The organism is Pseudomonas sp. LB3P31 (assembly GCF_054897945.1).
The window spans coordinates 631099-653325 of record NZ_CM142710.1 but is presented as its reverse complement, the minus strand read 5'-3'; the positions used below and the strand labels follow the sequence as shown (position 1 = coordinate 653325).

Annotated in this window: 15 protein-coding genes; 8 read left to right on the top strand and 7 right to left on the bottom strand. The window is 62.5% G+C overall.

The window, feature by feature from the left end; translation table 11 throughout:
- The first annotated feature begins 2 nt into the window (after positions 1–2).
- The 3 genes from cobN to ACYZTK_RS02800 all read left to right on the top strand — a co-directional run bounded on the left by cobN (position 3) and on the right by ACYZTK_RS02800 (position 5726).
- On the top strand, positions 3–3869 hold the full coding sequence (gene cobN / locus ACYZTK_RS02810) for a cobaltochelatase subunit CobN (RefSeq protein WP_462013033.1): 3867 nt from the start codon (positions 3–5) through the stop codon (positions 3867–3869).
- 193 nt (positions 3870–4062) lie between these two features.
- Positions 4063–5061 carry an ATP-binding protein gene (locus ACYZTK_RS02805; RefSeq protein WP_462015005.1) on the top strand — a complete coding sequence of 333 codons (999 nt, stop codon included), beginning with the start codon at positions 4063–4065 and terminating at the stop codon, positions 5059–5061.
- 119 nt (positions 5062–5180) lie between these two features.
- Positions 5181–5726: a vWA domain-containing protein gene (locus tag ACYZTK_RS02800; RefSeq protein ID WP_462015003.1), complete on the top strand. Its 546-nt coding sequence runs from the start codon at positions 5181–5183 to the stop codon at positions 5724–5726.
- Positions 5727–5858: 132 nt separating this feature from the next.
- Here ACYZTK_RS02800 and poxB read toward each other — a convergent pair whose 3' ends face one another.
- Together poxB and ACYZTK_RS02790 are read right to left on the bottom strand one after the other, a co-directional pair.
- Complete coding sequence (poxB, locus tag ACYZTK_RS02795) at positions 5859–7583, bottom strand: ubiquinone-dependent pyruvate dehydrogenase (RefSeq protein WP_462013032.1); 1725 nt, start codon at positions 7581–7583, stop codon at positions 5859–5861.
- A 74-nt stretch (positions 7584–7657) separates the two neighbouring features.
- Positions 7658–9205 (bottom strand): MFS transporter, encoded by a 1548-nt coding sequence (locus tag ACYZTK_RS02790; RefSeq protein ID WP_462013031.1) that lies wholly within the window; start codon positions 9203–9205, stop codon positions 7658–7660.
- A 103-nt stretch (positions 9206–9308) separates the two neighbouring features.
- Between ACYZTK_RS02790 and ACYZTK_RS02785 the strand changes: the two genes are divergently transcribed.
- The 4 genes from ACYZTK_RS02785 (at position 9309) to ACYZTK_RS02770 (ending at position 14002) form a co-directional block, all read left to right on the top strand.
- On the top strand, positions 9309–10178 hold the full coding sequence (locus ACYZTK_RS02785) for a LysR family transcriptional regulator (protein ID WP_462013030.1): 870 nt from the start codon (positions 9309–9311) through the stop codon (positions 10176–10178).
- A gap of 381 nt (positions 10179–10559) precedes the next feature.
- Positions 10560–12119: a TerC family protein gene (locus ACYZTK_RS02780; RefSeq protein ID WP_462013029.1), complete on the top strand. Its 1560-nt coding sequence runs from the start codon at positions 10560–10562 to the stop codon at positions 12117–12119.
- A 215-nt stretch (positions 12120–12334) separates the two neighbouring features.
- On the top strand, positions 12335–12724 hold the full coding sequence (locus ACYZTK_RS02775) for a RidA family protein (RefSeq protein ID WP_462013028.1): 390 nt from the start codon (positions 12335–12337) through the stop codon (positions 12722–12724).
- Positions 12725–12784: 60 nt separating this feature from the next.
- Positions 12785–14002: an amino acid deaminase gene (locus ACYZTK_RS02770; protein ID WP_462013027.1), complete on the top strand. Its 1218-nt coding sequence runs from the start codon at positions 12785–12787 to the stop codon at positions 14000–14002.
- A gap of 127 nt (positions 14003–14129) precedes the next feature.
- Here the strand turns inward: ACYZTK_RS02770 and ACYZTK_RS02765 are convergent, their stop codons facing one another.
- On the bottom strand, positions 14130–14405 hold the full coding sequence (locus tag ACYZTK_RS02765; protein ID WP_462013026.1) for a peptidylprolyl isomerase: 276 nt from the start codon (positions 14403–14405) through the stop codon (positions 14130–14132).
- Between the two features lie 54 nt (positions 14406–14459).
- Positions 14460–16556 (bottom strand): hybrid sensor histidine kinase/response regulator, encoded by a 2097-nt coding sequence (locus ACYZTK_RS02760; protein ID WP_462013025.1) that lies wholly within the window; start codon positions 16554–16556, stop codon positions 14460–14462.
- 119 nt (positions 16557–16675) lie between these two features.
- Here ACYZTK_RS02760 and ACYZTK_RS02755 point away from each other — a divergent pair, with 119 nt between their 5' ends.
- Complete coding sequence (locus ACYZTK_RS02755; RefSeq protein WP_462013024.1) at positions 16676–17782, top strand: PilT/PilU family type 4a pilus ATPase; 1107 nt, start codon at positions 16676–16678, stop codon at positions 17780–17782.
- Between the two features lie 104 nt (positions 17783–17886).
- On the opposite strand, the gene ACYZTK_RS02750 is transcribed toward ACYZTK_RS02755, so the two are convergent.
- The 3 genes from ACYZTK_RS02750 to ACYZTK_RS02740 form a co-directional block, all read right to left on the bottom strand.
- Positions 17887–19842, bottom strand: a complete 1956-nt coding sequence (locus tag ACYZTK_RS02750; protein WP_462013023.1) for an acetoacetate--CoA ligase — start codon at positions 19840–19842, stop codon at positions 17887–17889.
- 160 nt (positions 19843–20002) lie between these two features.
- Entirely contained in the window at positions 20003–20776 is a 774-nt protein-coding gene (locus ACYZTK_RS02745) for a 3-hydroxybutyrate dehydrogenase (RefSeq protein ID WP_462013022.1), read from the bottom strand.
- Positions 20777–20783: 7 nt separating this feature from the next.
- Positions 20784–22175: a GntP family permease gene (locus ACYZTK_RS02740; RefSeq protein ID WP_462013021.1), complete on the bottom strand. Its 1392-nt coding sequence runs from the start codon at positions 22173–22175 to the stop codon at positions 20784–20786.
- Positions 22176–22227 lie beyond the last annotated feature (52 nt).

The window sequence follows — 22227 nt, the reverse complement described above, 5'->3', positions numbered from 1 at the left end:
CCATGCACCTGCTCAGGACCCAGCCCGGCGGATTCGTCTCGGATGACAACATTGCCGACCTTGGACAGACCCCCGCCGAACTGGTGATCCTGTGCAGCGGCGATTCGAGCCTGGCGCTGCTTGCCGAGGCCGCACAGCAACTGCCCGACGATTACCCGAGCGTGCGCCTGGCCAACCCGATGCAGGTGCAGAACCACGCTTCGGTCGACCTTTACGTCGACGAGGTGCTGCGCCACGCCAAGGTGATCCTGATCTCTCTGCACGGCGGCATCGGCTATTGGCGCTATGGCGTCGAGCGCCTGGTGCAATTGTCCGAGCGCGGCGTGCAACTGATCCTGGTGCCCGGCGATGATCGCCCCGACCCGGAACTCAGCGACCTGAGCACAGTAGGGGCGAACGACCGCGACCGGCTCTGGCAGTTTCTGCGCCAGGGCGGGCTGGGCAATGCTCTGGATTTTTTCCGCTGCCTGGCCAGTCGCTGGCTGGGTCGCGATTACTCGTGGGGCGAGCCGCAGACCTTGCCGCGCACGGCGCTCTACCATCCGCGCAAAAGTCCGGCGGTGCTGGGCGATTGGCAAGCCGACTGGCAGGCCGCTCAACCCGTGGCAGCCGTGCTGTTCTACCGCTCGCATTTACAGGCGGCCAACACCGCGTTCATCGATGTTTTCTGCCAGCGCCTGCAGGCAGCGGGTTTGAACCCGTTGCCGATCGCGGTGGCCAGCCTGAAAGAGCCCGGCTGCCTGTCGGTGGTCGAGGACTGGCTGGATGAGGTCGGCGCGGGCGTGATCCTCAACACCTCCGGATTCGCCCAGTCCAGTCCTGAAGCACCGCATCTGCGACCGTTTCGCCGCGACATTCCGGTGATTCAGGCTATCTGTGCCCAGGACAACCAGGCCAGTTGGCAAGCCAGCGAGCAGGGCCTCGGTCCCCGGGACCTGGCGATGCACATTGCGCTGCCGGAACTGGACGGGCGAATCATCAGCCGCCCGATCAGCTTCAAGGACCTGGCGTGGCGCAGTGAGCGCAGCCAGTCGGATGTGGTTTGCTACCGCGCGCAGCCCGAACGCATGGATTTCGTCGCTGAACTGGCGCGCCGCTGGATCGATCTGGCCCGAGTGCCCAACGCTGAAAAACGCATCGCGCTGATTCTTGCCAACTACCCGACCCGGGACGGTCGCATCGGTAATGGGGTCGGGCTCGATACGCCAGCGGCTGCGCTGAATATCCTGCGTGGCCTGCAGCAGCAAGGTTATCCACTGCCCGCGGAGTTGCCACTGAGCGGCACCGCGCTGATCCAGCAACTGCTCGGCGGCGTCAGCAACGACCTCGAGACTATTGACCAGCGTCCGTGCCAGCAGAGTCTGGGGCTGGATGACTATCTGCTGATGTTCAACGCGCTGCCCGAGGCCAATCGGCAAGCCGTGCAGGAGCGTTGGGGCGCGCCGGAGGGCGATCCGATGTTCCGCAGCGGGCGGATGATGATCGCTGGCCTGCGGTTGGGCCTGACCTTCGTTGGCATTCAGCCGGCGCGAGGCTATCAGGTCGACCCTAGCGCGGTGTACCACGACCCGGACCTGGTGCCGCCCCACGGTTACCTCGCGTTCTATTTCTGGCTGCGCAACAGTTATGGCGCTCACGGGGTGATTCATGTCGGCAAGCACGGCAACCTCGAGTGGCTGCCGGGCAAGGGCGTCGGGTTGTCGCAGAACTGCTGGCCGGATGCATTGCTGGGGCCGCTGCCGAACATCTATCCGTTTATCGTCAACGATCCGGGCGAGGGCGCCCAGGCCAAGCGACGCACCCAGGCGGTGATCATCGATCACCTGATGCCGCCGCTGACCCGCGCCGAAACCTACGGGCCGCTGCGCAACCTGGAATTGCTCGCCGACGAATACTACGAAGCGCAGTTGCTGGATCCGCGCCGGGCGCGGGAACTGCAGCGCGACATCCTGCAGTTGGTGCGCGACACCCACATCGACCGCGAGCTGCAGCTCGATGAACAGCTGGACAGTGATGCCGATGCGGCCATCTGGCTGCCGCGCCTCGACACGTACCTGTGTGACCTGAAGGAATCGCAGATCCGCGACGGCCTGCATATTTTCGGCGAATCGCCGAGTGGGCGGTTGCGCATCGACACCTTGCTGGCGTTGCTGCGCATTCCTCGCGGCGATGGTCGCGGTGCCCAGTCGAGTCTGTTGCGGGCGTTGGCCAAGGCGTTTGGGTTGGGTTTCGATCCGCTGGATTGTGCCCTGGCCGAGCCGTGGGTTGGACCGCGTCCCATTGAACTGCAATCACTTAACGATGAAGCCTGGCGCACGGCGGGCGATACCCGCGAACGCCTGGAGTTGTTCGCCACGCAGCTGATCTCACAGACAGTCAACGCTCCTCCTGCCAACCCAATACCCTGTGGGAGCGAGCCTGCTCGCGATGCGGTCGAGCATTCAACATTGATGTCAACTGATCCACCGCCATCGCGAGCAGGCTCACTCCTACAGGATGTGCGCTGGGCTGAAGTGAGGGCCATTCTTGACCATCTGCATGAGGTAGTCGCACCGCGCCTGGACGCCTGCGGCCCCGCGGAAATGCGCGGTCTGCTCGACGCCCTCAACGGTCGTTTCGTCCCCGCTGGCCCCAGCGGTGCACCCAGTCGCGGTCGCCTGGACGTGCTGCCCACCGGTCGCAACTTCTACTCGGTGGACGTGCGCAACCTGCCGACCACCACCGCCTGGCGTATCGGCTTCCAGTCGGCCAACCTGATTCTTGAACGCCATCTGCAAGACCATGGCGACCATCTGCGCCAGCTCGGGCTGTCAGTCTGGGGCACCGCGACCATGCGCACCGGCGGCGACGATATCGCCCAGGCCATGGCATTGATGGGTGTGCGACCGGTGTGGGCCACCGGCAGCCAGCGGGTTGACGATTTCGAAATTTTGCCACTGAGCCTGCTCGACCGTCCGCGCGTCGACGTGACCTTGCGCGTGTCGGGTTTCTTCCGCGACGCGTTTGCCAACCTGATCCGCCTGTTCGATGCAGCGGTGCAAGCGGTTGCTGCACTTGAAGAGCCAGATGACCTCAATCCCCTGGCCGCCAAGGTGCGTGCCGAGCGCGCAGCGTTGCTGCAATCCGGGCTCGACGAAGAAGCGGCGCGGCGTCAGGCCGGGTGGCGAATTTTCGGCGCCAAACCTGGCGCCTATGGTGCAGGCGTGCAGGGCGCCATCGACGGTCGCCTGTGGCAAAGTCGCGAGGACCTGGCCGAGGTTTACCTGAACTGGGGCGGCTACGCCTATGGCGGTGCCGACGAAGGCACGGCCGCCCGCGAGCAGTTCGCCCAGCGCCTGAGCCAGGTGCAGGCCGTGCTGCAAAACCAGGACAACCGCGAGCATGACTTGCTCGATTCCAATGATTACTACCAGTTCCAGGGCGGCATGCTGGCGGCCGTCGAGAGCCTTAGCGGTGCTGCGGCCGCCAGTTACCATGGCGACCACAGCCAGCCCGACCTGCCGAAAATTCGCACGCTCAAGGAAGAACTCAACCGGGTGATTCGCTCGCGGGCGGCCAACCCCAAGTGGATCGACGGGGTGAAGCGTCACGGCTATAAAGGTGCGTTTGAATTGGCGGCGACGGTCGACAACCTGTTTGCCTTCGACGCCACCACGCAGCTGATTGACGATCACCAATACGCGTTGCTGGCGGATGCCTACCTGCTGGATCCGGCGACCCGGGAGTTTGTGCGCGAGCACAATCCTCATGCCTTGCGCGACATGACCGAGCGCATGCTTGAAGCGCAGCAGCGCGGGATGTGGCAGGAGCCGGGGGCGTACAAGGCGGCGCTGGAAAACCTGCTGCTGGATATAGAAGAAGATGTCTGAAGCTGTCCCCTGTGCCAGAAGATTCCTGATGCTATCCCCCTGTAGGAGTGAGCCTGCTCGCGATAGCAGCCTATCAGTCGCCATCTGAGTAGACTGAACAAATGCCATCGCGAGCAGGCTCACTCCTACAGGTACAGTGTGTTTCTCATAGGTGCACGGTGTACCTGCTACCGACCATGACCGAGTAATGAAAATGACCGACACCCCGCATTTCCCCCTATCCGCCGTGGTCGGCGCCGACGATCTAAAGCTCGCCCTGTGCCTCACCGCCATCGACCCGAAAATCGGCGGGGTGCTGATTGAAGGCCCGCGCGGCATGGCCAAGTCGACCCTGGCCCGAGGTCTCGCCGATCTGCTCGCCAGCGGTCTGTTCGTCACTCTGCCGCTGGGTGCGACCGAAGAGCGCCTGGTCGGCACCCTCGACCTCGACGCCGCACTGAACGAAGGCCGGGCCAGGTTTTCTCCCGGGGTTCTGGCCAAGGCGGACGGCGGCGTGCTGTACGTTGATGAAGTCAACCTGCTGCCCGATCACCTGGTGGACCTGTTGCTCGACGTGGCCGCCAGCGGCATCAACCTGATCGAGCGCGATGGTATTTCCCATCGGCATTCGGCCAGGTTCGTCCTGATCGGCACCATGAACCCGGAAGAAGGCGAACTGCGACCGCAACTGCTCGACCGCTTCGGCCTCAACGTCGCCCTCGGCGGCCACACCGTACCCACCGAGCGTGGCGCGATCATCCGTCGGCGTCTGGCGTTCGACCATGATCCGACTGCCTTCTGCGCCGAGTGGGAAACCGCGCAGCAAGCCCTTCGCGAGCGTTGCGAAAAGGCCCGCGGTGTCCTCTCGAGCATCCCCCTCGACGACCAGGCCCTGGGCAGCATTACCGAACGCTGCTTCGCCGCCGGCGTCGATGGCCTGCGCGCGGACCTGGTCTGGTTGCGCGCCGCCCGTGCCCATGCGGCGTGGCGCGGTGCGCAAGCGATCGGCGAAGAGGATATCGAGGCAGTCGCCGAGTTCGCCTTGCGCCATCGGCGACGTGAGCACACGCCACCGGCGCCGCAAGCCAGCCAACCGCCCTCAGGTCAGGATTCACAGCCAAGTCAGGGGCAGGGCCAGTGGGGCGAAATGCCCGCCCAGCCACTCCCGGTGGGTGCCCGACGTGAAGTGCCGAGCTGGCCAAAAAAGCCTTAGGCATTCGCCCTCGATCTGACACGGGGGCGAATGCCAAGCCCCGCGTCGGACATCTGCACAGCGGCAAGCAAGGACCGCGACATGTGGCGCACGAGGGTTCGATCAATTGGCCCGGCACGTTGCTCAATGGGCGTCCGCGTCAGCGTGATGATCTGTTGTTGCAGATGCGCACGCGTTCACCCCACGAGCTGTGGCTGGTGATCGTTGACGCTTCCGCCTCTACTCTGCGCCATCAGGCGTTGAGTGATGCCAAGGGTTTGCTGGCTCAGGTGTTCGATGATGCCTATCGACAGCGTGCGCGGTTGGCGCTGCTGACTGCCAGCGGAACCGCGCCGAGCTGGCAGGTGCAAGGGCTGAAAGCGTCCAGCAGTTTAAGCGCCTGGCTCGATCAGTCAGGTGCCGGGGGAGGCACGCCCATGCTGGCAGCGCTGGCAGAGGCGGGCAGTTGGCTGGCTGCGCGGCAGAAGCGCTTGCCGGCAGAACGGCAGCGGCTGTTGCTGGTCACGGATGGCCGATTCAAGGAATGGTCGCTGTTGCCAACGCTCAATTGCCCCGGCCTGCTGATCGACATCGAGCGCGGCCCAATCCGCTTGGGCCGCGCACAGCAGCTGGCGGCAGATCTACAGCTCGACTACCACCACATCGATACGCTGATCCCCCTGTAGGAGCTGCCGAGTGCAACGAGGCTGCGATCTTTTGATCTTGATTGTCAGGGGCAATAATTAAGATCAAAAGATCGCAGCCTCGTTGCACTCGTCAGCTCCTACGGGGTATCTACAGCAAATGAATCAAAGCATTTAACGAAACCAATTAGTCCGCGCCAACTCAATCACCTCATCCCCACGCCCACTCATCACCGCCTTGAGCATGTACAAACTGAACCCCTTGGCCTGCTCCAGCTTGATGGTCGGCGGCATGGCCAGTTCCTGGGTCGCGGTCACCACATCCACCAGCACCGGCCCGTCATGCGCCAGCGCCCGGCGCAACGCAGCGTCCAGGTCTTCGCAGGCCTCGACGCGAATCCCGAGGACCCCCATGGCATTGGCCATCGCCGCAAAATCCGGATTATGCAGGTCAGTACCCGTATCCAGCAGCCCGCTGGACTTCATTTCCATCGCGACAAATCCCAGGGACGCGTTGTCATAAACGATGATTTTCACCGGTAGTTTCAGCTGTGCCAGGGAAATGAAATCCCCCATCAGCATGCTGAAACCACCGTCTCCGGACAGGGAAATCACCTGCCGGCCAGGGAACGCCGCCTGAGCACCGATGGCCTGTGGCATGGCATTGGCCATCGAGCCGTGGTTGAAAGAGCCGAGCAGGCGCCGCTTGCCGTTCATCTTCAGATAACGCGCGGCCCACACTGTTGGCGTGCCCACATCGGCGGTGAAGATCGCGTCGTCATCGGCCAGCTCACTGAGCAGCCGCGTGAGGTACTGCGGATGAATCGGCCGGCCCGGTGCGGAAGCCTGAGCCAGGTCATCCAGGCCATCGCGGGCTTTTTCGTAATGCTTGAGCGACGACTCCAGAAACTTTCGATCGGCGCGATAGGGCAGACGCGGCAGCAAGGCGGCGAGGGTCTCACCGACGTCAGCGGCGATGCCCAGGTCCAGGGCGGTGCGGCGCCCGAGGGCTTGCGGGTCGTGGTCGATCTGAATGATGGTCGCGTCGGTAGGGTAGAACTGGCGGTAGGGGAAATCCGTGCCCAGCATGACCAGCGTGTCGCAATTGAGCATTGCGTGGTAACCGGAGCTGAAGCCGATCAACCCGGTCATACCGACGTCGAACGGGTTGTCCCACTCCACGTGTTCCTTGCCCCGAAGTGCATGCACGATCGGCGCGCCGAGGGCATCGGCCAACGCCACTACCTGATCATGGGCACCGGCGCAGCCGGCGCCGCACATCAGGGTCACAGCCTTGCTCTGGCCGAGCAGTTCAACCAGTCGATCGAGATCGTGGCGCGCCGGCAAGGTGCGCGGTTTGGCCAGTGCGGGCCAGGGTTTGAATTTCTCGTCGACTTCCTGCAGGGCCACGTCGCCGGGGATCACCACCACCGCCACGCCACGGTTGAGAATCGCGCTGCGCATCGCCCGATGCAATACCTGGGGCATCTGCGCCGGGTTGCTCACCAGTTCGACGAAGTGACTGCACTCCTTGAACAGTTCCTGCGGGTGGGTTTCCTGAAAGTAGTTCAGCCCAACTTCCGATGAGGGGATCTGTGCGGCGATCGCCAGCACCGGCACGTGGTTTTTGTGGCAATCGAACAGCCCGTTGATCAGGTGCAGGTTGCCCGGCCCGCAACTGCCGGCGCACACCGCCAGCTCTCCGGTGACCGCAGCTTCGGCACCGGCGGCAAACGCGGCGACCTCTTCATGGCGCACGTGCATCCACTCAATACTGTCCATGGTGCGCAGGGCTTCGGTCAGACCGTTGAGGCTGTCGCCGGTCAGGCCCCAGATGCGCTTGACGCCGGCCTGTTCAAGCGTGGTTGCCAGTTGTTGGGCAATGGTGATTTTCGCCATGGGGTCCTCCAGTGACTTTGAGTTTTCTTCGGGGTCAACAAGAGGACAACTCAATGCCGGTCATGACTCCCTGTTTATCCCTCTCGCAGGGAAAAACTGCTCTGCGCCGGGACCGAACTACGCATCAGCGTGCCCACCACTGCCGCGCCCAACCCCGCAAGTAAGCCTGCAACCAGTAACAGCAAGCTGAAACCGCTGACGAAAGCCTGCCGGGCGAGGGGCTCGACCATTGATCGGGCTGCTTCGGGTAACAGACCCATGGCCGCCGGCATGTCCCCGGCCACCACCCGGGAGCTGACGCCTTGGGTGTGCTCCAGCCACTGCGGACCATGGCTCGACAGCTCGGCATGCAGTACCTGGGTGGAATGGCTCGACAACAACGCGCCATAGACGCCGATAGCCAGCACGATGGCGCTGAAGCGCATGGTGGTGCTCATGCCCGAAGCCATCCCCGTACGCTCACGGGGCACGCAGGCCATGATGTTTTTCTGCGTGTCGCCATTGAGCAATCCGGCGCCGGCGCCGGTTACGGCAATCGCCAGGGCAAAGGGCAGGTAGCTGGCGCTGGTGACGGCCCAGGCACTGAGCAGGTTACCGCTGGCCACCAGGGTCAGGCCGGTCGCCATCAAGGTAGCGGGAGCAAACCTTGTCGCGAGGCGGGCGCCGACTTTCGGAAAAATCAGCATGGTCGCGGCAAATGGCAGCATCCCCAGCCCCGAGGTGATTGCGGAGAATCCCAGGCCATTCTGCAGGTAGAACGGCAGCAACGTCATCATCACCTGGGCGCAGCCGGCGTAGGCGAACATGCCGAGCAGGGCGCCAATGAAGCGCGGGTGGCGGAACAGTTGCAGATCGACCATGGGCCGTTGCTGCAGCCGTTCAATCAGCACAAACGCCCCCATTAACACTGCACCGCCGAAGAGCCGGGCATAGGTCAGTGGGTTGCTCCAGCCGATCCGGTTGGCCTCGATCAGGCCCCAGATCAGGCACACCAGACTGGCACTGAAGGCCAGGCTGCCCCAAGGGTCCAGGCGCGCGGATTGCGGGTCGCGTGACTCGGGTACGGCGCGCCACACCCTCCACATCAGGAACAGTCCGACCGGCAAATTGAGGTAGAAAATCCAGCGCCAGCCGACGGTTTCGGTAATCAGCCCGCCAAGCGTCGGTGCTGCCGTCATCGCCACGCCCATGCAGGCGCCCCAGAAGGCCCAGGCCTTGGCGCGCTCCACTTCATCGTGAAAGGTGTGGCCGATGGATGCCAGCGCCGAGGTCAATAACAGCGCCGCGCCGACGCCCTTGATCGCCCGGGCGACGTCGAGGAACAACGCGCTCGGTGCCGCGCCGCAACCGATGGACGCGAGGATGAAAATGCCCAGGCCCCAGAGCAGGGTTTTCTGCCGGCCAAAACGGTCGGCGATGCTGCCTGCCGGGAGCAACAGTGCCGCAAATGACAGCATGTAGGCGCTGACCACCCATTCGATGTCAGCGAAATTGGCCCCCAGGTCACGGGCGATCGTTGGCAGGGTCACGGCCACAATGTTGGTGTCGAGCACGATCAGCGAACAGACACCTGAGGCTGTGAGTAACGTCTGGCGCGGGCTGACCTTCGGGTTGACGGACATGGCAACGGGTCTCTACTGTGAAAGTCCTCGTAGCTTATGTCTGGCGAGGGCCTTGTTTGTTAGGCGAACGCCATCGCTTTGTTACCTTTGAGCTAATACATCAATGGACATTCGGCATTTCCGCTACTTTCTGGCCGTGGTCCGCCAGCGCAACTTCACCCGTGCGGCCGAGCAGCTCGGTATTGCGCCGCCGACCTTGAGCCGGCAGATCCAGGACATGGAGAGCGAACTCGGCACCCGCCTATTCATCCGCCAGCAGCGTGAAGTCAGTTTGACCGAGGCCGGTGCGGCGCTGGTAAGTGAGGCGGACGCGACGGTTCGGCAGTTTGAATCGGCTCAACTCAATGCCCAGCGCGCCGGGCGCGGTGACATCGGCCAGATTGAACTGGGCTACGTGGCATCGGCCGTGTATTCCGGTTTGCTGCAAAAGCAGGTGCAGGCGTTCTCTCGCGACTGCCCGGACGTGCGCCTGACTGTTCGGGAAAGTCCCATGGCGACGTTGCCGATGATGGTCGTCGAGGGCCGGTTCGACGTCGGTTATGTTCGCTCACCGATGACCTTGCCGGAAAGCCTGGAGGCTGTTCGCCTGGACTCGGAGGGTTTCGTGCTGGCGGTGTCGGGCGAGTCGTGGTTGAGCCCTCTGCCTGAGATCAGACCGGTCCAGCTGCAGGACGAGACCTTTATCCTGCCCGAGCAGATCAGCGGGACTTTGCAGGTGGCGGCGCAGGGTGGCTTTGCGCCGAAGCTGGGTGCGCAGCCGGGCGGGCTGGTGGCAGTGTTGGCTCTGGTGTCCCTGGGGCAGGGTGTCGCGGTGGTGCCGGAGTCGGTGGTGGGCCATGTCGGTCTGCTTGGGGTGGGGTATCGGCAGATCGCTGGCTGCGAGGCCAGTTCGTGGTTGTCGTTGATTTATCGGCGGTTTGAGAAATCGGCGGCAGTGGGCAGGTATATCAATCTGGTTCGCAGGAAACTGTAGGAGCGAGCCTGCTCGCGATGGGGGTCAACGATAACGCTGGCAACCTGACACCCAGCGGCGTTCTCAGGTTTTTCGCGAGCAGGCTCGCTCCTACAGTGGGAGAGCCTGGGGGTTGTACAGATTTTGTAATGATTCCTCTATGTAGGAAAAGTCGCTGTTAGCTGTACGCTTGGAGTCCTTTTTTCCTGCAGGATTTGCATGAACACCCTCTCGGAGCCTCCCAGTTACCCTGTCTCCCGGCGCACCCGCGCAGTCTTGATGCACGCGAAGCACCCTGTCTTCCGACTTCAGAATCCCACTCAACACGTGTTTCCACGGCCATCGCGCCGCGCCTTGCCGTGCCTGGCATTCTGAATCAACTGAAGAGGTAGAGAGATTTTCATGGAATGGATTGCTGATCCCACCGCGTGGCTGGGCCTGCTGACCTTGATTGTGCTGGAACTGGTACTGGGTATCGACAACCTGGTGTTTATCGCCATTCTCGCGGACAAACTGCCACCCGAGCAGCGCGACCGCGCACGGCTCATCGGTTTGTCCCTGGCGTTGCTGATGCGCCTGGGCCTGCTGGCCAGTATTTCCTGGCTGGTGACCCTGACGCAGCCGCTGTTCGAGGTGTTCGACAAGAGCTTTTCCGGCCGCGACCTGATCATGCTGTTTGGCGGTGTGTTCCTGCTGTTCAAGGCCACCATGGAATTGCACGAGCGCCTCGAAGGCCATGTCGGCGAACGCACGTCCAATACCGCGTACGCGATGTTCTGGCCGATCGTGGCGCAGATCGTGGTGCTCGACGCAGTGTTCTCCCTGGACGCGGTGATCACCGCCGTCGGCATGGTCGACGAATTGGCAGTGATGATGATCGCGGTGATCATTTCCATCGGCCTGATGATCGTCGCCAGCAAGCCGCTGACCCGCTTCGTCAACGCGCACCCGACCGTGATCATGCTGTGTCTGGGCTTCCTGATGATGATTGGTTTTGCGCTGACCGCCGAAGGCCTGGGCTTCCATATTCCGAAGGGCTACCTGTACGCGGCCATCGGTTTCTCGATCCTGATTGAAGTCTTCAACCAGATCGCCCGTGCTCGCCGCAAACGGTCGATGCAGGGCGTGCGGCCGATGCGCGAACGCACGGCCCACGCAGTAATGCGTCTGCTGGGCGGACGCAGGCTGGCCTCGGAGGAAGTCGACGAAGAGATTTCCGACCTGCTGGACAATGGCGAGGCTTCCAGTGAAGCGCTGTTCGATCGGCGCGAGCGAGTGATGATCAGCGGCGTGTTGCAACTGGCCGAGCGGCCGATCCGCACCTTGATGACAGTACGTGCCGACATTGATCACATCGACTTGGCGGATGACGCCGAAGCTATCCGTGCGCGGCTGATGCACTCGTCCTACTCGCGCCTGCCACTGATTCGCGACGGCGCGGTGGATGAGCCGCTGGGCTTCGTGCACAAGAAGGAATTGCTCAAGGAGTACCTGGCCGGCCACGAACCGGACTTGGAACACCTGGCGCGCAAGACTATCAACCTGCTGGACAGCTACTCGATCCTCAATGCCCTGGAACAGATGCGCAAGGCCTCGACCCATATCGCCTTCGTGGTTAACGAATTTGGTGACTTCGTCGGCGTGCTGACCATGACCGACATTCTTGAATCGATTGCCGGCGAGTTGCCCGACGCCAGCGAAATCGAAGGCCCGGATGTGGTCGAGGAAAATGGCGGCTTCGTGGTCAGCGGCGCCCTGAACCTGATGCGCGTGCGCCAGCGCACCGGCTTTGCCGCCGAGCCTACCGAGGACTATCAGACACTCGCCGGGTTGGTGGTAAGTCTGCTTGATCGTCTGCCGGCTATTGGTGACAGCCATGAGTGGGAGGGCTGGCGGATGACGGTGATGGCGGTTGAGGAACGGCGGGTGACCCGGGTGTTGCTGGTACCTCGCAGCGAATAATTTCCCGGCGCCTTCGAAGGCCTGATCGCGAGCAGGCTCACTCCTACAGGAGAGTGGTGCGGACACAAGTTTGGTGTCTGACAAAAATCCTTCTGTAGGAGTGAGCCCTGCTCGCGATTCCTTTCCGCTGCCTGTTCCGCTGTTACATACTCTGTTGAGCAATAGCGAAATTCGCTGAATCTTTCATTTTTTCACTTCACTCAGGAGACCCACTCATGAGCATTACTCGTTACGGTACTGGCAGCACCGCAGGTGGCGGCCAGCCGCGCCCTTTCGCCCGTGCTGTAGAAGCAGATGGCTGGCTGCACGTGTCGGGCCAAGTGCCGGCGCTGGATGGCGAGATCATTGTTGGCGGTATCGTCGAGCAGACTCACCAGACCATGAAGAACTTGATTGCGATTCTCGAAGAGGCCGGTTATGGCCTGGAGGACGTAGTGCGTACCGGCGTGTGGCTGGAAGATCCGCGGGATTTCTGGAGCTTCAACAAAGTGTTTTCCGAGTATTTCAGCCCCGAGCACGCCCCCGCCCGAGCCTGTGTGCAGGCGAACATGATGGTCGATTGCAAGGTTGAAATCGACTGCGTGGCGTACAAGAAAAAGGCCTGAGATCATGCTCCAACGAATAGCACCGGCTGTCTGCGGCCGCGCCTTGCAAGGAGTTCGACCATGACTACTGACCAAACCATCGCCGTCGTGCAAAAGGGGGCGGCCCAGACCGGCGCCAACCTGGTCCGCGACGTCAGCCTGCCGGCCCTGGTGCTGCACCGTGAAGCGCTGGAACACAACATTCGCTGGATGCAGGACTTTGTCCGCAGCAGCGGCGCTGAGCTCGCGCCCCATGGCAAAACCAGCATGACGCCAGCGTTGTTTCGGCGGCAACTGGACGCGGGCGCCTGGGGGATTACCCTGGCCAGCGCGACGCAAACCCGCGCAGCCTATGCCCATGGAGTGCGCCGGGTGCTGATGGCCAACCAGTTGGTAGGTACTCCTAATATGGCGCTGATCGCCGATCTGCTGACCGACCCGGGCTTCGATTTCCATTGCATGGTCGATCACCCGGATAACGTTGCCGACCTCGGCACCTACTTTACCTCCCGCGGCGTGCGGCTGAACGTGATGATCGAGTATGGGGTGGTGGGCGGCCGGTGCGGCTGCCGCACCGAACAAGAAGTGGTCGCACTGGCCCAGGCCATTGCGGCGCAACCGGCCCTGGCGCTGACGGGTATCGAAGGCTACGAAGGGGTGATCCATGGTGATCACGCCGTCAGCGGGATCCGCGCGTTCGCCGCGTCCCTGGTGCGCCTGGCCGTGCAGTTGCAGGACAGCGGTGCGTTCGCCATCGGCAAGCCGATCATCACCGCTTCGGGCTCGGCCTGGTATGACCTGATCGCCGAATCTTTCGAACAGCAGAATGCCGCAGGGCGCTTTCTCAGCGTGTTGCGCCCGGGCAGTTATGTGGCGCATGACCACGGCATCTACAAGCAAGCACAGTGCTGCGTCCTCGACCGTCGCAGTGACTTGCATGAAGGCTTGCGCCCGGCACTGGAGGTCTGGGCTCACGTGCAGTCGCTGCCGGAGCCGGGGTTTGCAGTGATTACCCTGGGCAAGCGCGACGTAGCCTATGACGCCGGGTTGCCGGTGCCATTGCTGCGTTACAAGGCGGGTGTGGTGCCGGCGATCGGCGACGATGTTGGCGCTTGCACGGTGACCGCAGTCATGGACCAGCATGCGTTCATGACGGTGGCGCCGGGGATTGAACTGCGGGTCGGAGACATCATTTCCTTTGGCACTTCGCACCCGTGCCTGACGTTCGACAAGTGGCGGGTGGGGTGTCTGGTGGATGAGCAGTTGAATGTCATCGAGACCATGGAAACCTGTTTTTAAGGTTTGAGATTGCGGTGTGGCCATCGCCGGCAGGCTTTGCTCCCACAGTGTGGTCTGCAGCCCTGAATTTTAACGCCAATCCTGTGGGAGCAAAGCTTGCTCGCGAAGTGGCCTTAACCCAGACGTCTCAATCCCGGTAAAACACCTGCACCAGGTGATAACCAAACTTGCTCTTGATCGGCCCATGCACCACCCGCAGGGGTTTCTTGAAGATCACCGCGTCGATCACCCCGACCATCTGCCCGGGCCGCACTTCGCCCAGGTCGCCGCCGCGTTTGCTGGACGGGCAGGTGGAGTACTTCTTGGCGAGCACATCGAATGCCTCGCCCTTGGCGATGCGTTGTTTGAGCTGCTCGGCTTCTTCCGAGGTCTTCACCAGAATATGGCGGGCTTGAGCTTTCATGTGACGGTTACCTTGTTGCGGTCGTGACAGCGAGGCGCGCAATTATGCCTTAACTTAGCCGGGCTGACCGAGCATCGTGCGAATCTTGTTGGCCAACAGGTCAATCGAGAATGGCTTGGCGACCATGTCCATGCCCTGCTCAAGAAAGCCCTGGCGTTCGGCCGCTTTTTCCGCGTAGCCGGTCATGAACAGCACCTTGAGGCCGGGACGGCGTTGACGGGCGATTTCCGCCAGTTGCCGCCCGTTCATGCCCGGCAAGCCGACGTCAGTGACCAGCAGATCGATCCGCGCATCCGACTCCAGCAAGGGCAGGGCGGCCATCGCATCCTGGGCTTCGTGGGCCCGGTAACCCAGCTCCTTGAGCAGGTTGAGCACCAGCATGCGCACCGCCGGATCGTCCTCGACCAGTACCACTGTCTCGCCGGCATTGGCCGGCGGCGTTTCGCCGCTGAAGGCCGGCAGAGTGTCCTGCGGTGCCGGCTCCTGCAACCGCGGCAGGTACAGGCGCACACTGGTGCCCTCGCCGGGCACGCTGTCGATGTGCACATGACCGCCGGACTGCTGGGCAAAACCGTAGATCATCGACAGCCCCAGGCCCGTCCCCTGGCCAATGGGCTTGGTGGTAAAGAACGGATCGAACGCCTTGGCCAGCACCGACGGGGTCATGCCGGTGCCGTTGTCGCTCACGGCGATCATCAGGTAATCCCCGGCCTTGACCGGTTCCAGTGAGGTGATCGCGCTGTCTTCGAGGTAGACGTTGGCGGTCTCGATCAGCAGTTCGCCGTTGTCAGGCATGGCGTCACGGGCGTTGATTACCAGGTTGAGCAGGGCGTTTTCCAGCTGGCTGGCATCGGTGTTCACTGGCCAGACGTCATCGACCAGGTGCAGGCGCAGCGCGATGTGGTCGCCCTTGGTCCGGCTGAGCAGATCTTCCAGGGAGCGCACCAGGTCATTGGCGTTCAACGGCTTGCGGTCCAGCGACTGGCGTCGGGAAAAGGCCAGCAGGCGGTGGGTCAGGGCGGCGGCGCGATGGGCAGAAGACACCGCCGCTTCGGTGAACCGGCCGATCTCGGCGGCGCGTCCGTCGGCGATATAACGCTGCATCAGGTCGAGGCTGCCGATGATCCCGGTCAACATGTTGTTGAAATCATGGGCGATGCCACCGGTCAACTGACCGACCGCTTCCATCTTCTGCGCATGGCGCAAGGCGTCCTCGGCGCGTTCGCGCTCAAACATCTCGTTCTGCAGGCGCTGGTTTGCTTCGGCCAGCTGTTGCGTGCGTGCAGCGACGCGCTCTTCCAGGGTTTCATTGAGGTTGAGCAAGGCCAGCTCGGTTTTCCTGCGCTCGGTTTCGTCGATCACGAAAATGTAGAAACCGTTTACCGCGCCGTCCGCGCCATGGCGTGGCAGGTAGTTCATCAGGGCATGCCGGTAGCTGCCGTCACGGTGGCGGGTGTCGATGCCAAAACAGCAGGTCTTGCCACTGAGTGCCTCGGCAATGTGCGAGGCGCGCAACGCGTAGGCGTCCTCGCCCAGCACTTCGCGGATGGTGCGGCCATACAGCTCCTCGGGCGTGCGGCCGTACCAGTCGAGGTAGGCGGCGTTGTTCAGGCGAAAGCGCTCTTCGCGGTCCACGTAGCTGATCAGGATCGGCATGGCGTTGATGATCAGCTGCAACTCGGTCTGGCTCTGGCGCAGGGCCTGTTCGGTGCGCTCATTGGTTTCAGTCGCGGTGACCAGAATGCCGGCGACCTGCGCGCTTTCGTCGCGGATCGGGCTGTAGGTGAGGTCCATCCAGACGTCGCGATCGACGCCGTCACGCTGCAAGGTGAAACGCTGTTCACTGCAGGTGTGTACCTGGCCCTGCAAAACTGCACCGGTGAATTCGTGAAGTTCCGGCCAGGTCAGGTGCGCCGGTTGGCCGAACGCGCGGGGGTGCTTGCTGCCGGCCAGCAGGGCAAACCCGTCGTTGTAGATTTGCGTGAGTTGCGGGCCCCACAGCAATAGCATCGGCATCGGCGAGTGCAGCACGATGTCCACGGCGGTCTTCAGGCTTTGTGGCCAGGCGCTGACGGCGCCCAGTGGGCTGTGGCTCCAGTCGATGCGGGCGATCAAGGCCTGGGCAGCGCTGCCGGTCGGTGATGCGTTCATCAAATTGTCCTGCACTAAAGTCGGTCTGGCGGCGTCTACTATGCTTGCAGGGCGATAGACGCTGGATGGCCCATTGGGGTCATATTGTTCAATTGAATGCTTCGCGGGTGCTTTTTGCCATGGAAATCGATGCACTGTTAACGCTACTGGCCAGCCGTAACGGCTCCGATCTCTACCTCTCCACGGGGGCGCCGCCCAGCGCCCGGTTTGATGGAACACTAAAGACCCTGGCCGAGCAACCGTTCAAGGCGGGAGAGATCGCCGCCATTGCCGCGTCAATCATGGACGCCGAACAGCGCCTGGAGTTCGATCGGGAACTGGAGATGAACCTGGCGATCTCGCTGCCGGGCGTCGGGCGCTTCCGAGTCAACATCTTCAAGCAGCGCAACGACGTGTCCATCGTGGCGCGTAACATCAAGCTCGACATTCCCCGGTTTGAAGACCTCAACCTGCCGGCAGTGCTGCTCGATACCGTCATGCTCAAGCAGGGCCTGATGCTGTTCGTCGGCGCCACCGGGTCGGGCAAGTCGACTTCGCTGGCGGCGCTGATCGACTATCGCAACCGCCACAGCAGCGGGCACATCATCACCATCGAGGACCCGGTCGAATACATCCATCGGCACAAGCGCTCGATCATCAACCAGCGCGAGGTGGGTGTCGACACCCGCAGTTTCCATGCGGCGTTGAAGAACACCTTGCGCCAGGCGCCGGACGTGGTACTGATCGGCGAAATCCGCGATCGCGAGACCATGGAGCACGCATTGGCGTTCGCTGACACCGGGCATCTGGTGATTTCCACGTTGCATGCGCATAACGCCAATCAGGCGCTGGATCGCATCGTCAATTTTTTCCCGGACGAGCGTCGAACCCAGCTGCTGCATGACCTGGGCAATAACCTCAAGGCGTTCGTCTCCCAGCGCCTGGTGCGCAGCCGCGACGGCCAGCGCCGGGCGGCGGTGGAAGTGATGCTGGGCACGCCGACCATTGCCGACCTGATCCGGCGCAATGAGCTGGATGAGCTCAAGGGCATGATGGAGAAGTCGACGGAGCAGGGGATGCAGACGTTCGATGGGGCGTTGTTCGAGCTGGTGGTGGAAGGGGCGGTGGACGAGGAAGAGGCGTTGAAGCATGCGGACTCGGCGAACAATCTGCGCTTGCGATTGAAGTTGCATGCCGATACGCGGGGAGCTGCGCCCGCGTCCGGTGAATGGGGTCTGATGGATTGATCAGTCCCCGTAGGAGCGGCCGAAGGCTGCGATCTTTTGATCTTGATTCTCTGAAAATAACATCAAAAGATCGCAGCCTTCGGCAGCTCCTACGGGGGGATTTGTCAGTCCTGCAGCTCGGGGCGGTTGCGGTATTGCTCCAGCGCTTCGGGATTGGCCAGTGCATCGGTGTTCTTCACTGGCTGTCCATGCACCACGTTTCGCACTGCCAGCTCCACCACCTTGCCGCTGATGGTGCGGGGAATGTCCGTCACCGCAACGATCTTCGCCGGCACATGCCGCGGCGTGGTGTTGGCGCGTATCACCTGGCGAATCTGCTGCTGCAGCGCTTCGTCAAGGAACACGCCATCGCGCAACTTCACAAACAGCACCACTCGCACATCACCCTGCCATTGTTGACCGATCGCCACGCTGTCCGTTACCTGCGGCACTTTCTCCACCTGACGATAAATTTCTGCCGTGCCGATACGCACACCTCCGGGATTGAGCACAGCGTCCGAGCGGCCATGAATCAACATCCCGCCATGCGCCAGTTGCTCGGCATAGTCGCCCTGGGCCCACACGCCGGGAAACAGGCTGAAGTAGGACTTCCGCAGTTTTTCGCCGTCGGCGTCATTCCACAGGCCGATCGGCATCGCCGGGAAATGGCGGGTACACACCAGTTCGCCTTTCTCTCCGATCACCGGCTGGCCAGCGTCGTTCCACACTTCAATGGCCATACCCAGGCTCTTGCCCTGCATCTCGCCCCGGCGGACCGGCGATAACGGATTACCGATGACAAAACACGAAACGATGTCGGTGCCGCCGGACATTGAGGCCAGGCACAGGTCGCGCTTGAAATCGCGATAGACGTAGTCATAGCTCTGGGGCGACAACGCCGAGCCGGTGGACAGGAGGGTTTTCAGGCTGCCCAGATCATGGCTGTGACGCGGTTGCAAGCCGCTGCTTTCCAGGGTGGCGAGATACTTTGGGCTGGTGCCGAAGACGCTGACGCGCTCGTCGTCGATCAGGTCAATCAGCCGTTCCGGGCCTGGATGGAAGGGCGAGCCGTCATACAGCACCACCGCGCTGCCCACGGCGAGGGCCGAGACCAGCCAGTTCCACATCATCCAGCCGCAGGTGGTGTAGTAGAACAGGCGGTCACCGGCGCCGAGATCGGCGTGCAGCCCAAGTTCCTTGACGTGCTGCAGCAACACGCCGCCGGTGCTGTGGATGATGCATTTGGGTACGCCGGTGGTGCCGCTGGAATAGAGGATATACAGCGGGTGGGCGAAGGGCACGGCGACGAAATCCAGCTCGCCACCGACGTCATAGAAGTCGTCCCACAGGCTGACATTGGCTTGGGTATGGAAGTGCTCTGCACGCGCTTGCGGGCGGGCGTAGGGCACGACGATCAACTGCTGCAGGGAGGGCAGGCGTTGGAGGATTTCATTGACCTTGGCGCGCTGGTCGATCTCTTTACCGGCGTAACGATAACCGGCGCAGGTCACCAGAACTTTCGGCTCGATCTGGCCAAAGCGGTCGATCACACCCTGAGTGCCGAAGTCTGGCGACGAGCACGACCAGATGGCCCCCAGACTGGTGGTGCCGAGCATCGCCACCAGGGTTTGCCAGGTGTTGGGCATGCACGCGGCCACCCGATCGCCCAGGCCGACGCCGGCGGCCTTCAGGCTGTTCTGGAAGCCGGCAACGTGTTCTGCGAGCTCGGCCCAGGTCAGCTGTTCGCGCTGACCGTTTTCGGCGATGGCGACCACCGCCACGGCATCGTCGCGCCGGCGTAACAGGTGCTCGGCGAAATTCAGGGTCGCGCCTGGGAACCATCGGGCGCTGGGCATCTGCGCGCCTTCAAGCAACACGGCGTCGGGCTGGTCGTGAAAGCGGATGTCGAAAAACTCGACGATCGCTTGCCAAAAATCTTCGCGCTGGTCGATGGACCACTGATGCAGGGCAGGGTAGTCGTCGGCATGCAGGTGGTGGCGTTGCTCGATGAAGCGCCGAAAGGCCTCCATGCGGGTCTTGCCGATGCGCTTGGCGTCGGGTTGCCAGAGGATGTCGGACATGGCTGGGCCTCTTGTTTGTCTTCAGATCCAATCGCGGGCAAGCCTTGCTCCCACAGGGGTGCCCCCCAGAGAAGGCTCTGTGGGAGCAAGGCCTGTTGGAGCCAAGGCTCTGTGGGAGCAAGGCTTGCCCGCGATGAACGATCACTCGGTCTAAAGTCTGTTACTGAGCCAACCACCCGCCATCAATATTCCACGCTGCCCCCCGCACCTGGCTCCCCGCGTCACTGCACAGGAACAGCACCAGTTCTCCCAGTTGCGGCGGCGTGACGAACTCCAGCGACGGTTGCTTCTCAGCCAGCAGGTCATGCTGCGCCTGCTGCGGATCAACCCCCTTGGCGATCCGGTCATCGATCTGCTTTTGCACCAACGGCGTCAGCACCCACCCTGGGCAGATGGCGTTGCAGGTGACGCCAGTGGTGGCGGTTTCCAGGCCGACCACTTTGGTCAAGCCGATCACCCCATGCTTGGCCGCCACATACGCGGCCTTGCCGGTGGAGCCCACCTGGCCATGCACCGAGGCGATGTTGATGATCCGCCCCCAGTTTTTTGCGCGCATGCCCGGCAGGCTCAGGCGCGTGCTGTGGAACACCGATGACAGATTGATCGCGATGATCGAGTCCCAGCGCTCCACGGGGAACTCTTCCACCGCCGCGACGTGCTGGATGCCGGCGTTGTTCACCAGGATGTCGATGCCGCCGAACTCGCGCTCGGCGTAGGCAATCATGTCGGCGATCTGCGCTGGATCGCTGACGTCGGCCGGATGGTGACCGACTTTGCCGCCGAACTGCTCGACCTGGGCGATCACGCTGGAGGCATTGCCGAAGCCGTTGAGCACCACATTGGCGCCGGCCTTGGCCAGGCTCAGGGCGATGCCCAGGCCGATGCCGCTGGTGGAGCCGGTAACGAGTGCGGTCTTGCCCGAAAGAGTGGTCATGAATACCTCACACAATGCCAGTGGCGTAGAAAGTGCCGATCACCACAAAAACCGCCAGGGTCTTGATCAGCGTAATACAGAAAATGTCTTTGTAGGCTTCCCGATGCGTCAGGCCAGTGACAGCGAGCAAGGTGATCACCGCGCCGTTGTGCGGCAAGGTGTCCATCCCGCCACTGGCCATCGCGGCGACGCGGTGCAGCACTTCCAGGGGAATGTTGGCAGCATGCGCGGCGCTGATGAACTGCTCGGACATCGCCGCCAGGGCGATGCTCATGCCGCCCGAGGCCGAACCGGTAATGCCTGCCAGCAACGTCACGGTAACCGCTTCATTGACCAGCGGGTCGGGAATTTTTTTCAGCCAGTCGGCCAGCACCAGGAAGCCCGGCAGCGAGGCGATCACCGCGCCAAAACCATATTCCGAGGCGGTGTTCATGGCCGCCAGCAGCGCGCCGCTGACGGCACTCTTGCTGCCTTCGGCGAGTTTGCTGCGAATCGCCTTGAAGCCAAACGCGAGGACCATGAGGATACCGATCAGCAAGGCTGCCTGCACCGCCCAGATGGCTGTGAGCTTGGCGATTTCGGTAGTGACTGGCGTGCTCATGCCCGGCAGTGCAAGGCTGTGGGTCTTGCCGTACCACTGCGGGATCCACTGGGTGAACAGCAGGTTCATGATGCCCACCGCCAGCAGCGGCGACAGGGCAATCCAGGGATTGGGCAGCTTGATGTCTTCTGCAGTCTCTGGCTCGTTGCGCAGTTCGGTGCCATAACCTTCGCCCGCGCGCAGGGCCTTGTTGCGTTGGCGCTGGAGGAACAGCATGCCGGCGCAGACCACGAAAATCGAGCCGATCAGACCCAGCCAGGGCGCGGCCCAGGCAGTGGTGTTGAAGAAGGTGCTGGGGATGATGTTCTGGATTTGCGGAGTGCCGGGCAGGGCGTCCATGGTGAACGAAAAGGCGCCGAGGGCGATGGTTGCCGGGATCAGGCGCTTGGGGATATCGCTTTGGCGGAACATTTCCGCAGCAAACGGATAGACCGCGAACACCACGACGAACAGCGATACGCCACCGTAGGTCAGCAAAGCGCAGACCAGCACGATCACTAGCATCGCCTGGCGCGTACCCAGCAGGCGAATGGCTGCGGCGACGATGGAGCGCGAGAAGCCGGACAGTTCGATCAGCTTGCCGAATACGGCGCCGAGCAGGAACACCGGAAAATACAGTTTGATGAAGCCGACCATTTTTTCCATGAACACACCGGTGAAGGCCGGTGCGACAGCAGAGGGGTCGGTGAGCAGGACGGCGCCGAGGGCGGCAATCGGGGCAAAGAGGATGACGCTGTAGCCGCGGTAGGCGGCCAGCATTAGCAGCGCCAGGGCTGCCAAGGCGATGATCACACTCATGGTGTGTCTCCTGGATTGTTATTTTTTTTGGGGTGAGGCTGGGTGGGAAGTG

What these genes read in the sequence shown, in the direction of transcription:
- cobN (WP_462013033.1), top strand. Translation starts at nt 3, where the DNA reads ATGCACCTGCTCAGGACCCAGCCCGGCGGATTCGTCTCGGATGACAAC.
- ACYZTK_RS02805 (WP_462015005.1), top strand. Translation starts at nt 4,063, where the DNA reads ATGACCGACACCCCGCATTTCCCCCTATCCGCCGTGGTCGGCGCCGAC.
- poxB (WP_462013032.1), bottom strand. Translation starts at nt 7,583, where the DNA reads ATGGCGAAAATCACCATTGCCCAACAACTGGCAACCACGCTTGAACAG.
- ACYZTK_RS02790 (WP_462013031.1), bottom strand. Translation starts at nt 9,205, where the DNA reads ATGTCCGTCAACCCGAAGGTCAGCCCGCGCCAGACGTTACTCACAGCC.
- ACYZTK_RS02785 (WP_462013030.1), top strand. Translation starts at nt 9,309, where the DNA reads ATGGACATTCGGCATTTCCGCTACTTTCTGGCCGTGGTCCGCCAGCGC.
- ACYZTK_RS02780 (WP_462013029.1), top strand. Translation starts at nt 10,560, where the DNA reads ATGGAATGGATTGCTGATCCCACCGCGTGGCTGGGCCTGCTGACCTTG.
- ACYZTK_RS02775 (WP_462013028.1), top strand. Translation starts at nt 12,335, where the DNA reads ATGAGCATTACTCGTTACGGTACTGGCAGCACCGCAGGTGGCGGCCAG.
- ACYZTK_RS02770 (WP_462013027.1), top strand. Translation starts at nt 12,785, where the DNA reads ATGACTACTGACCAAACCATCGCCGTCGTGCAAAAGGGGGCGGCCCAG.
- ACYZTK_RS02765 (WP_462013026.1), bottom strand. Translation starts at nt 14,405, where the DNA reads ATGAAAGCTCAAGCCCGCCATATTCTGGTGAAGACCTCGGAAGAAGCC.
- ACYZTK_RS02760 (WP_462013025.1), bottom strand. Translation starts at nt 16,556, where the DNA reads ATGAACGCATCACCGACCGGCAGCGCTGCCCAGGCCTTGATCGCCCGC.
- ACYZTK_RS02755 (WP_462013024.1), top strand. Translation starts at nt 16,676, where the DNA reads ATGGAAATCGATGCACTGTTAACGCTACTGGCCAGCCGTAACGGCTCC.
- ACYZTK_RS02750 (WP_462013023.1), bottom strand. Translation starts at nt 19,842, where the DNA reads ATGTCCGACATCCTCTGGCAACCCGACGCCAAGCGCATCGGCAAGACC.
- ACYZTK_RS02745 (WP_462013022.1), bottom strand. Translation starts at nt 20,776, where the DNA reads ATGACCACTCTTTCGGGCAAGACCGCACTCGTTACCGGCTCCACCAGC.
- ACYZTK_RS02740 (WP_462013021.1), bottom strand. Translation starts at nt 22,175, where the DNA reads ATGAGTGTGATCATCGCCTTGGCAGCCCTGGCGCTGCTAATGCTGGCC.